At 59.3% G+C, this 12,709-nt stretch carries 15 protein-coding genes; 8 read left to right on the plus strand and 7 right to left on the minus strand.

What is annotated here, in order from left to right; translation table 11 throughout:
- Positions 1–54: 54 nt before the first annotated feature.
- The 4 genes from pstB to AC1D2Q_RS03915 all read left to right on the plus strand — a co-directional run bounded on the left by pstB (position 55) and on the right by AC1D2Q_RS03915 (position 3,955).
- Entirely contained in the window at positions 55–888 is an 834-nt protein-coding gene (pstB, locus tag AC1D2Q_RS03900; RefSeq protein ID WP_008150054.1) for a phosphate ABC transporter ATP-binding protein PstB, read from the plus strand.
- 72 nt (positions 889–960) lie between these two features.
- Positions 961–1,722, plus strand: a complete 762-nt coding sequence (phoU, locus tag AC1D2Q_RS03905; protein WP_007934507.1) for a phosphate signaling complex protein PhoU — start codon at positions 961–963, stop codon at positions 1,720–1,722.
- Positions 1,723–1,903: 181 nt separating this feature from the next.
- Complete coding sequence (locus tag AC1D2Q_RS03910) at positions 1,904–2,845, plus strand: response regulator (protein ID WP_305410567.1); 942 nt, start codon at positions 1,904–1,906, stop codon at positions 2,843–2,845.
- A 189-nt stretch (positions 2,846–3,034) separates the two neighbouring features.
- Entirely contained in the window at positions 3,035–3,955 is a 921-nt protein-coding gene (locus AC1D2Q_RS03915) for a peptidoglycan DD-metalloendopeptidase family protein (RefSeq protein ID WP_018927394.1), read from the plus strand.
- Positions 3,956–4,021: 66 nt separating this feature from the next.
- On the opposite strand, the gene AC1D2Q_RS03920 is transcribed toward AC1D2Q_RS03915, so the two are convergent.
- The 3 genes from AC1D2Q_RS03920 to phoB all read right to left on the minus strand — a co-directional run bounded on the left by AC1D2Q_RS03920 (position 4,022) and on the right by phoB (position 7,537).
- The gene (locus AC1D2Q_RS03920; protein WP_007934513.1) at positions 4,022–5,362 is read right to left on the minus strand and encodes a hemolysin family protein; all 1,341 of its coding nucleotides are present in this window, start codon (positions 5,360–5,362) and stop codon (positions 4,022–4,024) included.
- A 123-nt stretch (positions 5,363–5,485) separates the two neighbouring features.
- Complete coding sequence (phoR, locus tag AC1D2Q_RS03925) at positions 5,486–6,772, minus strand: phosphate regulon sensor histidine kinase PhoR (RefSeq protein WP_218585017.1); 1,287 nt, start codon at positions 6,770–6,772, stop codon at positions 5,486–5,488.
- A gap of 75 nt (positions 6,773–6,847) precedes the next feature.
- On the minus strand, positions 6,848–7,537 hold the full coding sequence (phoB, locus tag AC1D2Q_RS03930; RefSeq protein WP_007896474.1) for a phosphate regulon transcriptional regulator PhoB: 690 nt from the start codon (positions 7,535–7,537) through the stop codon (positions 6,848–6,850).
- Positions 7,538–7,689: 152 nt separating this feature from the next.
- On the opposite strand from phoB, the gene AC1D2Q_RS03935 reads away from it, so the two are divergent.
- A complete protein-coding gene (locus tag AC1D2Q_RS03935; protein ID WP_477812318.1) occupies positions 7,690–8,073 on the plus strand; it encodes a COG4315 family predicted lipoprotein in 384 nt (127 codons plus the stop codon).
- 88 nt (positions 8,074–8,161) lie between these two features.
- Here AC1D2Q_RS03935 and ubiA read toward each other — a convergent pair whose 3' ends face one another.
- Together ubiA and AC1D2Q_RS03945 are read right to left on the minus strand one after the other, a co-directional pair.
- Entirely contained in the window at positions 8,162–9,052 is an 891-nt protein-coding gene (ubiA, locus tag AC1D2Q_RS03940) for a 4-hydroxybenzoate octaprenyltransferase (protein WP_018927398.1), read from the minus strand.
- Positions 9,052–9,615 carry a chorismate--pyruvate lyase family protein gene (locus tag AC1D2Q_RS03945; protein ID WP_477812319.1) on the minus strand — a complete coding sequence of 188 codons (564 nt, stop codon included), beginning with the start codon at positions 9,613–9,615 and terminating at the stop codon, positions 9,052–9,054. The genes ubiA and AC1D2Q_RS03945 overlap by 1 nt, the downstream gene beginning before the upstream one ends.
- Before the next feature lie 200 nt (positions 9,616–9,815).
- On the opposite strand from AC1D2Q_RS03945, the gene AC1D2Q_RS03950 reads away from it, so the two are divergent.
- From AC1D2Q_RS03950 to AC1D2Q_RS03960, 3 genes are all read left to right on the plus strand, one after another.
- The gene (locus AC1D2Q_RS03950; RefSeq protein ID WP_007896465.1) at positions 9,816–9,983 is read left to right on the plus strand and encodes a rubredoxin; all 168 of its coding nucleotides are present in this window, start codon (positions 9,816–9,818) and stop codon (positions 9,981–9,983) included.
- An 18-nt stretch (positions 9,984–10,001) separates the two neighbouring features.
- Positions 10,002–11,150, plus strand: a complete 1,149-nt coding sequence (locus tag AC1D2Q_RS03955; RefSeq protein ID WP_477812320.1) for an NAD(P)/FAD-dependent oxidoreductase — start codon at positions 10,002–10,004, stop codon at positions 11,148–11,150.
- A 192-nt stretch (positions 11,151–11,342) separates the two neighbouring features.
- A complete protein-coding gene (locus AC1D2Q_RS03960; protein WP_003213368.1) occupies positions 11,343–11,618 on the plus strand; it encodes an HU family DNA-binding protein in 276 nt (91 codons plus the stop codon).
- Between the two features lie 103 nt (positions 11,619–11,721).
- Here AC1D2Q_RS03960 and comJ read toward each other — a convergent pair whose 3' ends face one another.
- Together comJ and AC1D2Q_RS03970 are read right to left on the minus strand one after the other, a co-directional pair.
- Positions 11,722–12,201: a competence protein ComJ gene (gene comJ, locus AC1D2Q_RS03965; protein WP_477812321.1), complete on the minus strand. Its 480-nt coding sequence runs from the start codon at positions 12,199–12,201 to the stop codon at positions 11,722–11,724.
- 67 nt (positions 12,202–12,268) lie between these two features.
- Positions 12,269–12,703, minus strand: coding sequence for a hypothetical protein (locus AC1D2Q_RS03970; RefSeq protein WP_477812322.1), 435 nt, complete (start codon positions 12,701–12,703; stop codon positions 12,269–12,271).
- Positions 12,704–12,709 lie beyond the last annotated feature (6 nt).

Here is a 12,709-nt window from a genome sequence, read left to right on the forward strand (position 1 = left end):
TCTTGTGAGGCCAGCGGCTCACTGAACCGAATTTGTTAGCACAGGGAGCCTCCCATGCAGCACGAAGCACACACTCACGGCATCAACATGTCGGCCCTGGGCCGCGACAAACAGAGCCTGAGTCTCGAGCAGGAAACCGTGGCCATCGAAGTGCCGGGGTTGAGCCTGTTCTACGGCGACAAACAAGCGCTGTATGACGTCAGCATGAATATCCCGAAACAGCGCGTGACCGCCTTCATCGGCCCGTCCGGCTGCGGCAAGTCCACGCTGCTGCGCACTTTCAACCGCATGAACGACCTGGTGGATGGCTGCCGCGTCGAAGGCGCGATCAACCTCTACGGCAACAACATCTACCGCAAGGGCGAGGACGTGGCCGAGCTGCGTCGTCGCGTCGGCATGGTGTTCCAGAAGCCCAACCCGTTCCCGAAAACCATCTATGAAAACGTGGTTTACGGTTTGCGCATCCAGGGTATCAACAAAAAGCGCATCCTCGACGAAGCCGTCGAGTGGGCGTTGAAAGGCGCGGCGCTGTGGGATGAAGTCAAGGATCGCCTGCACGAGTCGGCACTCGGTCTGTCCGGCGGTCAGCAGCAACGTCTGGTGATTGCCCGCACCATCGCCGTGGAGCCGGAAGTGCTGCTGCTCGACGAACCGTGCTCGGCACTCGACCCGATCTCCACGCTGAAAGTCGAAGAGCTGATCTACGAACTGAAATCCAAGTTCACCATTGTTATCGTGACCCACAACATGCAACAGGCCGCGCGGGTTTCCGACTACACGGCGTTCATGTATATGGGCAAACTGGTGGAGTTCGGCGACACCGACACCCTGTTCACCAATCCGGCGAAGAAGCAGACCGAAGACTACATCACCGGTCGTTACGGCTAGGAAGCTGTTGTTTGCTCACTGAACTGACGCTGCGGCCCACCGCACCTTACCGGACGCTCCAAGGACGCCAACATGATTAGTAAAGAAGGCCTTACCCATCACATCTCCCAGCAGTTCAACGCTGAGCTCGAGGAAGTGCGCAGCCACCTCCTGGCCATGGGCGGGCTGGTCGAGAAGCAGGTCAACGACGCGGTCACCGCGCTGATCGAGGCCGACTCCGGCCTGGCCCAGCAAGTGCGCGAGGTCGACGACCAGATCAACCAGATGGAACGCAACATCGACGAAGAATGCCTGCGCATTCTGGCCCGTCGTCAGCCGGCGGCGTCGGACTTGCGTCTGATCATCAGCATCTCCAAATCGGTGATCGACCTCGAGCGTATCGGCGACGAAGCCACCAAGATCGCCCGTCGCGCCATTCAGTTGTGCGAAGAAGGCGAAGCGCCGCGCGGTTATGTCGAGGTTCGCCACATCGGCGACCAGGTGCGCAACATGGTTCGCGATGCGCTGGACGCGTTTGCCCGCTTCGACGCCGACCTGGCGCTGTCGGTGGCGCAGTACGACAAGATCATCGACCGCGAATACAAGACCGCGTTGCGCGAACTGGCCACCTACATGATGGAAGACCCGCGCTCTATCTCGCGGGTCTTGAGCATTATCTGGGTGCTGCGTTCCCTCGAACGAATCGGCGATCACGCGCGCAATATCTCGGAACTGGTGATTTATCTGGTGCGCGGCACCGACGTGCGTCACCTGGGCCTCAAGCGCATGAAGGAAGAAGTGGAAGGCACAAGTGCCGAAACCGCTAATGTTCCGGACAAAGCTGACGATAAGTAAGGTTGCCCAAGAAAAAGCGCCCGGCCCCTTGGCCGGGCGTTTTTGTTTGTGTGGCTTTTGAACTGAAAAGCCGAATTGAAAAGCAGCACCCGCGAACGAAAAGTCCCGGCGTGACTGAAGAGTTTTGGCAAAGTGCCATCAGCCAGCGTTATGCTTGCCGGGATTTTTAAAGGGGTGTTGGATGAGCAAGATCAGTGTGTTGGTCGTGGACGATGCGTCGTTCATTCGTGACCTGGTAAAAAAGTGCCTGCGCAACTACTTCCCGGGGATCCGGACCGAAGATGCAGTCAACGGTAAAAAGGCCCAGGCCATGCTGGCCAAGGAAGCGTTCGACCTGGTCCTGTGTGACTGGGAGATGCCGGAAATGTCAGGTCTTGAGCTGCTGACCTGGTGCCGCGAGCAGGACAACCTCAAGACCATGCCGTTCGTGATGGTGACCAGCCGTGGCGATAAAGAGAACGTGGTCCAGGCGATCCAGGCCGGGGTTTCCGGCTACGTCAGCAAGCCATTCACCAACGAGCAGCTGTTGACCAAAGTCAAGCAGGCCCTGAACAAGGTCGGCAAGCTCGATACCTTGATGAACAGCGCGCCGACCAAAATGAACTCGGCGTTCGGCAACGATTCCCTGAGCGCATTGACCGGTGGCAAAGCGGCGGTAGTCGCACCCTCGGCTGCAGCGGTCAACCCGTTTGCCAAACCTGCCGCCGCGCCAGCCCCGGCTGCGGCGCCGTCTCGCGGCCTGCTCAACAATCCACCGGTCAAGGCGCCTGCCGCTGCCTCCGCTGGCGGTCGTGGCCAAGGCCAACTGCGCCTGTCGAGCGGCACACAGCAATGCGTGATCAAGGCCTTGAGCATCAAGGAAGCGCTGCTGGTGGTGAAACGCACCGACACCTTGCCGCAAGTCCTCGACAACGCCGTACTCGACCTGGAGCAGGGCGACAATGCCGAAACTGCCCGTCTTAACGGCTACCTGCACGCCATCGTCGCCCACGAGCCGAAGCCGGACAGTGAGTGGCTGCAACTGACGTTCCGCTTTGTCGACCAGGATGCACAGAAGCTCGATTACATCTCGCGCCTGATCGCCCGTGGCACCGCGCAGAAGCACTTCGTACCGGGTGCGTAACGTGTACCGCTGATCGTTCCCACGCTCTGCGTGGGAATGCCTCCGCGTCCGCTTCGGATGGGACGCAGAGCGTCCCGTGCTGCATTCCCAGGCAGAGCGTGGGAATGATCATTTGAAACATCTGTCGACTACGCAGGTCCATTTCTGCTGCTAGGCTCCTTCCCAGGCCTACTCAACAGAATTTTGCCCATGCTCGCGCGCCTGCTGTTTTTCTGTGGTCTTTTCATGGCCTCCACCTCGGCTGTGGCCATGACGATCTACAAGTCCACTGATGCCAGTGGCGTGGTCTCTTACAGCGACCGCCCCACCAAAGGCGCGAAGGTGTTCGTTTTTCGCGACCGAATGGTCGAACACCTTGAGCGGCAGGTGTACCTCGACATCAAGCGGCTGAATGGCATGGACAGCGTGTTCGTGCGCAACGACCTGTATGCGCCGGTCGAGATCGAGCTGAGTTTCGACAGACTGCAGAACGTCAGCGGAGCGCCGAGCCGACCGATCCGGCGGGTGATGCCGGCGCGCAGTAACCTTCGTCTGGCCCTGCTCACGCCGACGAAGGCCGGAAGGCCGATCGTGTATAACCCAAGGTTCGCATATTTCCTGGGCGACCCCTCAGGGGCTGCCATGGCCTATCGATATCCGTTGCCCTGGCGTGGCGGTCCGTTTCGGCTGACCCAGGGCCCCAATGGCCAATACAGCCACTACGGACCGAAGAACCGTTACGCGATGGACATCGCCATGCCCGAAGGCACGCCGATCATCGCGGCGCGCGGCGGAGTGGTGGTGAAAACCGAGAATGGCCAGACCGGGCGCGGGAACGATCCATCGGGCAATTTCGTGCGGGTGTTGCACGATGACGGGACCATGGGCGTGTACCTGCACCTCAAGAAAGGTTCAGTCTGCGTGCGGGAAGGTCAGCGGGTGGTGGTGGGCAGTGCGCTGGCGCTGTCGGGCAACACCGGCAACAGCAGCGGCCCGCACCTGCACTTCGTGGTGCAGCGCAATACCGGGTTGGGTCTGGTGTCGATTCCGTACCAGTTCAATCAACCGGTGGGGGCGTTGCCCAACTTTGCGTTGGGCAGTAGGAGCCGGCTTGCTGGCGATGAACGATAACGCGGTATAACAGAGACACCGCAGCGCTCCTGATCGCCAGCAAGCCGGCTCCTACAAGGGCGTGGCTCAGTCCAGCATCAACACCTTGGCCAATATGATCTTCGGCCCTTTCATCTTTTTGATGATGATCCGCAAACCTTCGACTTCCAGCACTTCTTCCTCTTCCGGCACCCGTTTCAGGGTTTCGTAGACCAGCCCGGCGAGGGTTTCGGCTTCGATGTGGTCCAGGTCGATGCCCAGCAGGCGTTCCACCTTGAACAGCGGCGTATCGCCCCGCACCAGCAGCTTGCCCGGCTGATACGCGAGGATCCCGCGTTCAGCCTTGCGATGTTCGTCCTGAATGTCGCCCACCAGCACTTCCAGCACGTCTTCCATGGTCAGGTAGCCGATGATGTTGCCGTCGGCTTCCTCGACCACGGCGAAATGCGAACCGCCCTTGCGGAACTGTTCCAGCAGCTGCGACAGCGGCATGTGCCGCGATACGCGCTCCAGCGGCCGGGTCAGTTCGGCGAGGTTGAACGATTCGGGAATGTGATCCAGGGCAGCCAGTTCCAGCAGCAGATCCTTGATGTGCAGCAGGCCGACGAACTCCTGGCGCTCGCTGTCGTACACCGGGTAGCGGCTGAACTTGTGGCGGCGGAACAACGCCAGGATTTCCTTGAGCGGAGCGTTGAACTCAAGGGTGACCAGGTCTTCCCGGGAGTTGGCCCAGTCGACCACTTCCAGCTCGCCCATTTCCACCGCCGAGGCCAGTACACGCATGCCTTGGTCGCTTGGGTCCTGGCCACGGCTGGAGTGCAGGATCAGTTTCAGTTCTTCGCGGCTGTAATGGTGCTCGTGGTGCGGGCCGGGTTCACCTTGCCCGGCGATGCGCAGGATCTGGTTGGCGCTGGCGTTGAGCAGGTAGATGGCCGGGTACATGGCCCAGTAGAACAAGTACAGCGGCACCGCCGTCCACAGCGACAGCAACTCGGGTTTGCGGATGGCCCAGGATTTCGGCGCCAGTTCACCGACCACGATGTGCAGGTACGAAATGATGAAGAACGCCGTGAAGAACGAAACCGCCTTGACCACTTCAGCGGAATCTACGCCCACGGCACTCAGCACAGGCTCCAGGAGGTGCGCGAACGCCGGTTCGCCGACCCAGCCCAGACCCAGAGAGGCGAGGGTGATACCCAATTGGCACGCCGACAGGTAAGCATCGAGCTGACTGTGTACGGTGCGCAGGATATGCCCGCGCCAGCCGTGCTGTTCAGCGATGGCTTCGACCCGGGTCGAGCGCAGTTTGACCATGGCAAACTCTGCCGCAACGAAAAAGCCGTTGAGCAAAACCAGGATCAGAGCAAAAAGAATCATGCCGAAGTCGGCGAATATTGTTGCGAGGGTCAAGCCAGGGGAAGGGTCCATGATGGAGTTTTGCGGGTTCCGTGTATTCAAAAGGAAAGAAAAAAGTGCGCCTGAAGGGCAGGCACAAGTCAGCCAATGTAGCGGCTGACTGGTCGATTGCCTAGTGGCGAGTGCTAGTCGGTATCAGTCCGCGGCGCTGATCACGCGGGATTTGGTGACCTGGGCCGGCGCAAAATGGCAGGTAAACGTGCTGCCATGCCCCGGCACACTGCTGATTTCCATGCGTGCCCGATGGCGCAGCAACACGTGCTTGACGATGGCCAGCCCCAGCCCGGTACCACCGGTGTTGGAGTTGCGGCTGGAATCGACGCGATAGAAGCGTTCAGTCAGGCGCGGCAGGTGCTTGCTGTCGATGCCGATTCCCGAATCCTGCACGCTCAGGTGTGCACCTTGCTCGTCACCCCACCAGCGAATGCGGATATTGCCCTCGGCCGGGGTGTATTTCACCGCGTTGAACACCAGATTGGAAAACGCACTGCGCAGTTCGGCTTCACTGCCCTTGAGCAGAATCGTCGGGTCGGCTTCCAGGGTGATGCGCTGATTTTTCTGACCCGACAGCTGCTGAGCATCGCTCTTGATCGATTGCAGCAGGCTATCGATGGACACTGGTTGGTTGTCCGATGGGTAATCGGTGGCTTCCAGTTTGGCCAGCAGCAGCAAATCGTTAAGCAAGGTCTGCATGCGCCCGCCTTGCTGCTGCATTTGCTGCAGGGCACGGGTCCAGCGCGGATTCACGTCCTCGACGTTATCGAGCAGGGTTTCCAGGTAGCCGCAAATCACCGTCAGGGGTGTGCGCAGCTCGTGGGACACGTTGGCGATGAAGTCTTTGCGCATCTGCTCCAGCTGATGGATACGCGTCACGTCGCGCACCAGCATCAAGTGCTCGTTGTTGCCATAGCGGGTGATGTACAGCTGAATGCGCAGGCGATCGTTGATCGGCGACGGAATCTCCAATGGTTCGGCGTAGTTGTCCTGCTCGAAGTATTCCTTGAAGCGCGGATGGCGCACCAGGTTGGTCACCGGCTGGCCACTGTCCTGAGGAGTCTTGAGGCCCAGCAGGGTTTCAGCCGCGCGGTTCCACCACTCAAGATTGCCGTCGCTGTCGAGCATGATCACTGCGTCTTTCAGCGCGGCAGTGGATTCCTGGACCCGGTCGATCACCGCTTGCAGGCGCCCGCGTACCCGTTGGTCGCGGCGTTGCAGGTGGTAGATGCTGTCGAACACTTCACCCCACAGACCATAGCCGTCGGGCGGTGCTTCATCGGGTTGGTGCAGGCGCAGCCATTCGTGCAGGCGCAGCAGCTGTTTGAGGGTCCAGGCCAGGTAAACACCCAGGCCCACGGCGAGGCTCCAGCCGTAGTAGCCGGAAATCAGGCCGATCACCAGGCAGGCGGTGACCAGTAACAGCATGTGGCGAATCAGGGTGCCATGCCAGTTTTGGTTCACGGAAAATATGCGTCCTTGTCAGCGAGTCTGGCGGCCGGTTCAGGCCTTGGTGGAGAACCGGTAGCCGGTGCCGCGCACGGTTTGTACCAGGTTTTCGTAAGCATCGCCGAGGGCTTTGCGCAGGCGACGGATGTGCACGTCGACAGTGCGCTCTTCGACGTAGACATTGCCGCCCCAGACCTGATCCAGCAACTGGCCGCGGGTGTAGGCGCGTTCCTGGTGGGTCATGAAGAATTGCAGCAAACGGTATTCGGTCGGGCCCATCTCGGCAGGTTTGCCGTCGATGGTCACGCGGTGGCTGATCGGGTCCAGTAGCAGGCCACCGACTTCGATCGGCGCTTCGCCATCGGTCGGGCCGGCGCGGCGCAGTACGGCTTTGAGGCGTGCCACCAGTTCGCGGGGGGAAAACGGTTTGGTGATGTAGTCGTCGGCGCCGACTTCCAGGCCCTGGATCTTGTTGTCCTCTTCACCCTTGGCGGTGAGCATGATGATCGGGATATCCCCGGTCAGCTCGTCGCGCTTGAGGCGGCGGGCCAACTCGATGCCGGAGGTGCCGGGCAGCATCCAGTCGAGCAGGATCAGGTCCGGTTTGCGGTCGACGATAATGGCATGGGCCTGCTGGGAGTTCTCCGCCTCCAGGCAGTCATAGCCGGCCATTTCCAACGCAACGGCGATCATTTCGCGAATGGGCGCTTCGTCGTCGACGATCAGAATGCTCCTGCCAACCATGCCTTAATCCTCTTGTCATTTAACTGTCTTGCGCCGCATTAGATAACGGAATTATTGCAGTCGTGTGACAGTATTTTAGCCGCCCTGCGATTGTCGCGATCCTGAACTAAGCTCTAATTCCGAATCCTGACAACCACAAGAGGAAGGTTTCCATGAATCACATTGCTAAATCCTGGAAGGTCCTGCTGGTCACGGCTGCGCTAACGTTGCCGTCCATGGCCTTTGCGGCAGAACCCGCCATGATGAAAGACGGGATGATGGTCGATCACAAGGGTATGACGGTGTACACGTACGACAAGGACTCAGGCGGTAAGTCGATGTGCAACGGCGAGTGCGCTGAATACTGGCCGCCAATGATGGCGCCGGAGGGCGCCAAGCCCGAAGGCAAGTGGAGCACGATCAAGCGTGACGACGGTAAGATGCAGTGGGCCTATGATGGCAAGCCGCTTTACACCTTCATGAAGGACAAAAAACCCGGTGACATGGCAGGCGACAATATGAAGGAAGTCTGGCACGTCATGCGCGAGCATAAATAAGCGATTCGCCTGCGCCGTAACAGTTCGCAGCCTGCAGTCGCTCCATCCCCTTGTTGGAGCTTGCACAGGCTGCGATCTTTTCCAATGGTCAACGCAACGCGTAATCCAGCACAATCCCCACGAAAATCGCCAACCCCGCCCAGTGGTTATGCAAAAACGCCTGGAAGCAACGCATCCGGTCTTTGCTGCGGGTGTACCAGAACTCCCACGCAAAGCAGCCTGCCGCCACCAGCAACCCAAGGTGGAACCAGCCACCGAGATGGAATTTCGAGCCAGCCAGCAACAGGCAGCCCAGCGCCAGGCCTTGCAAGGTCAGAATGATCACCCGGTCGGCATCGCCAAACAGGATCGCGGTGGATTTCACCCCGATCTTCAGGTCGTCATCGCGGTCGGTCATGGCGTAATAGGTGTCGTATCCCACAGTCCACAGCAAGTTGGCGATCCACAGCAACCAGGCTGTCGCCGGCAACTCACCGGTCTCGGCAGTGAACGCCATCGGCATGCCCCAGGAGAACGCCGCGCCCAGCACCACTTGTGGGTAATAGGTGTAGCGCTTCATGAACGGGTAAGTGAAGGCCAGGGCCAAACCGCCCAGCGACAGCCAGACAGTCGCCGCGTTGGTGCACAGCACCAGCAGGAAACTCACGCCCATCAGCACCGCGAAGAACACCAGGGCTTCTTTTGAACTGATCTTGCCGCTCACCAGCGGCCGTTGCTCGGTGCGTTTCACATGGCCATCGACCTTGCGGTCCGCCCAGTCGTTGATCACGCAACCGCCGGCACGGGTCAGTACCACGCCGAGCACGAAAATCACGATATTGGCCAGTGACGGCGAACCTTCACCGGCAATCCACAGTGCCCACAATGTCGGCCACAGCAGCAGGTAAATGCCGATCGGCTTGTCCATGCGGGTCAGCTGAATGAAATCCCAGGCCCGAGGATTCACGCGGTTCAGAGACTTGAGCAGGTTCTGGTACATCAGCAGTTCTCCGGATGCGCGCGGGCGGCGCTCCACAGGGTCGGCAGGAAAACCTCGGCCACCAGCACGCTCAGGGCGCCACGGTCGAAACGTGAGCGCCGGCCCCACAGTTCAGGTGCTTGAGCCTCCATCGGCAACCACGCTTGAGGATAGTGACAAACCTCGATGGCCCGGCGCTGAAATGCCTGATCGCAAAACAGCAATTCACCCAGAGAACGGCTGCCCAGCTCATCCATGTGCAATCCGTCGCCCTGTAGCGCGCTACGCGCGGCTACGCTGCGGGCAAACACCCAGGCTTCACCATGGCCGCGCAGATACACCTCACGCACCCAGCCTTCGCTGCCTTCGGCCAGCTCCAGCGCGGCACATTCGTCGGCGCGCAGCGATTGCCAGCCTTCGAACAGCGGTGTGACGCTGAAACCGTCATTCGACAAACGGGTCAGGCGTCGGGTCAGTGACCCTTCATCGAACAACCAATCGAGCGTAGACGTGTCGGGGCGGGGCATCAGTTGGCTTTGAGAAAGCCAGAGCGGCGTCGGGGAAGGGGCTTTTGAGTGCGGCACAGTGAGTCATTATTGGCAGCAAATGAGGCGGCGAGCTTACCATGTCAGGCGGCGAGTTTGATTGATCCGGCCTGCCGTTGCGCCGAACAGGCTTGCATCTGTCGGGCCCGATCAGTACAAAACGCCCTGAGCCGGACGGCAACGCTTCATCTATCGACCGTTCGCGCCGGCAAAAGCCTGAATCCCGAGGAAATACCTGAATGAAAAAGTGGCAATGTGTGGTCTGCGGCCTGATCTATAACGAAGCCGAAGGCTGGCCGGACGACGGTATTGCGGCGGGCACACCGTGGCAGGACGTGCCGGAAGACTGGCTGTGCCCGGACTGCGGCGTGGGCAAAATGGATTTTGAAATGATTGAAATCAACTAAGCATCCAAGGAGCTAGGAATGAACGCACCTGTCGTGATCGTCGGCACTGGGCTGGCTGGCTACAACCTGGCCCGGGAGTTTCGCAAACTCGATGGCGAAACCCCGCTGCTGTTGATTACCGAAGATGACGGACGCTCCTACTCCAAGCCGATGCTTTCCACCGGCTTTGGCAAGAATAAGGACGCCGATGGCCTGAGCATGGCCGAACCGGGCGCCATGGCCGAGCAATTGAAGGCCGAAGTGCGCACCCACACACGCATCAGCGGCATCGATCCGGGCCACAAGCGCCTGTGGATCGGTGAAGAATCGGTGATCTACCGCGACCTGATTCTGGCCTGGGGCGCGGAAACCGTGCGCGTGCCGATCGAAGGCGACGCGGCCGACGCGGTTTTCCCGATCAACGACCTTGAAGACTACGCACGTTTTCGCGCGGCGGCGGCCGGCAAGCGTCGGGTGCTGCTGCTGGGCGCTGGTTTGATCGGCTGCGAATTTGCCAACGACCTGATTCTCGGTGGCTACGAAGTGCAACTGGTTGCTCCCTGCGAACAAGTCATGCCGACCTTGCTCCACCCGGCGGCGGCCGCTGCGGTCCAGGCCGGCCTGGAAAGCCTGGGCGCGCGCTTCCACCTCGGGCCGGTGCTCAATCGCTTGCAGCGAGTGGCTGACGGCCTGGAAGCGCATCTGTCTGACGGCCAGGTCATCCCTTGCGACGTAGTGGTGTCGGCCATCGGCCTGCGTCCGCGCATCGACCTGGCGGCCGCTGCCGGGGTGCAGGTCAATCGTGGTGTGGTGGTTGACCGCCACCTGAAAACCTCTCACGCCAACATCTACGCCCTGGGCGATTGCGCCGAGGTCGACGGGCTGAATCTGTTGTACGTCATGCCCCTCATGAGCTGTGCGAGAGCGCTGGCCCAGACCCTCGCCGGAAACCCTACGGCGGTGAGTTACGGCCCGATGCCGATCACCGTGAAAACCCCGGTCTGCCCCTTGGTGGTTTCGCCGCCGCCACGGGGCGCGGAGGGCGTCTGGACGGTCGAAGGGCAGGGCGCGGACATCAAGGTGCTGTGCCGCGACAGCGCCGGCAAATTGCTGGGCTATGCCCTGACCGGCGCGGCGGTGATGGAAAAACTCGCCCTGAACAAAGAACTTCCGGCCCTGTTGGCGTAAATGCCGGTCGTTCTGTCGGAATCACCCCGTTTTTGCCCCCACAAAGGTCGCGGGGAGACTGGCGCCGCTCTTGCGCGCATGCCATCCTCATTCCCGTCTGCCGCAGAGTAGAGCACCTGCGGCGCCTTGGGCGCTGTTCCAACGAGAACAGCACGGACATAACAACAAAAAACCGTCAAAGGGGCTTCACTCATGCGTAAACCAGAACTCGCCGCTGCCATCGCGGAAAAAGCAGATCTCACCAAAGAACAGGCCAATCGCGTTCTCAACGCCGTTCTCGAAGAAATCACCGGCGCTCTGCATCGCAAGGATAGCGTCACGCTGGTGGGCTTCGGCACCTTCCTGCAACGCCATCGCGGTGCCCGCACCGGCAAAAACCCGCAAACCGGTGAGCCGGTGAAGATCAAGGCCAGCAATACTGTTGCGTTCAAGCCAGGCAAGTCGTTGAAAGACAGCGTTAATCCGTAATTGCTGCAAGTACCTCGAACGCTGAGGGAAAAACGATAATGAAAAGAATGGGCACGCCGATTGAATCGGGTGCCCATTTTTTGTTGGCTGCAGAGATGAATGTCTAACGAAGTCCCTCTACCAGTACCTTGTCTTTCTCGCCGCCCCAAGGATCGTCCAGCAGGTACTTGGCTGGAACTTTGCTGTCTGATGGGACCAGAGTGATTTTGTAAAAGATTTCTTCACCCTCGCAAACCTCGAAGTACAACGCATAGTCGCGTTTCTCTAGATCAAGCTCGACCTTTAATTTCTCAGCAGCGGATGCAATTTCCACATGACTGGGATCCGTGACATGAAACGGCACGAAGATGCAGCGCTGGGCGGTGGCGTCGAGGTTGAAACTGTCTTCCAGTTTCAGGTGTACGTTTGCCCCGAATGCTTCTTCGGGGAGAGGGTCAAACACAACATAGTCGCTATGGAGGACCGCACCCTGCTCCAGGTTAACTTTGCCCCACCGGCATGAAGTTTCGTCGAAGTTCCGTGAGCGGAATTGAATTTGGCTGTGGGAGATTAATAGGTCCACAGTTTGAGCTATCTTTTTCATCCGTAAACCTCGATCGGCATCCTGCTCGGTTTCTTCGACGCGTCGGCCCTAGAGACCTCGGTCGTGGTCAGGATTTTTTCTCTAAATAGAACTTCAAATATTTTTTTGGTCTTTCTTGGAAGGCTCGTGCCTTGCCGAAGCTATAAGCGTCGTCAAAATATTTATAAGCCTGTGAATAATCTTCCAGTTCAAAGTAGACCATTCCCAAGTTGATCAACGGACCTGTATCGATATCTGACTCTCGGCCATCAAGGGTCTTTTGCGCCCAATCTTTAGCGGCCTCGAAGTCACCGTTGTCGAAGTGCAGGTTGAAAAAAGAACCTGTGACCCATGACGACAGAGGTGTCCATTCAAGTTTTGGCTCAGGAAGCAAGTCCCATGCTTTTTGGTACAAGGCTTGGGCTTCATCCTTTTTGTTTTGCTCATCGAGCTCATTGCCCGAGGCCATGATGGCCATTATTTCATCTGCCAACGTGGGATTTTTATCTGCTAAATTTTTCATGTAACA

It is taken from the genome of Pseudomonas sp. P1_A1 (assembly GCF_056406935.1).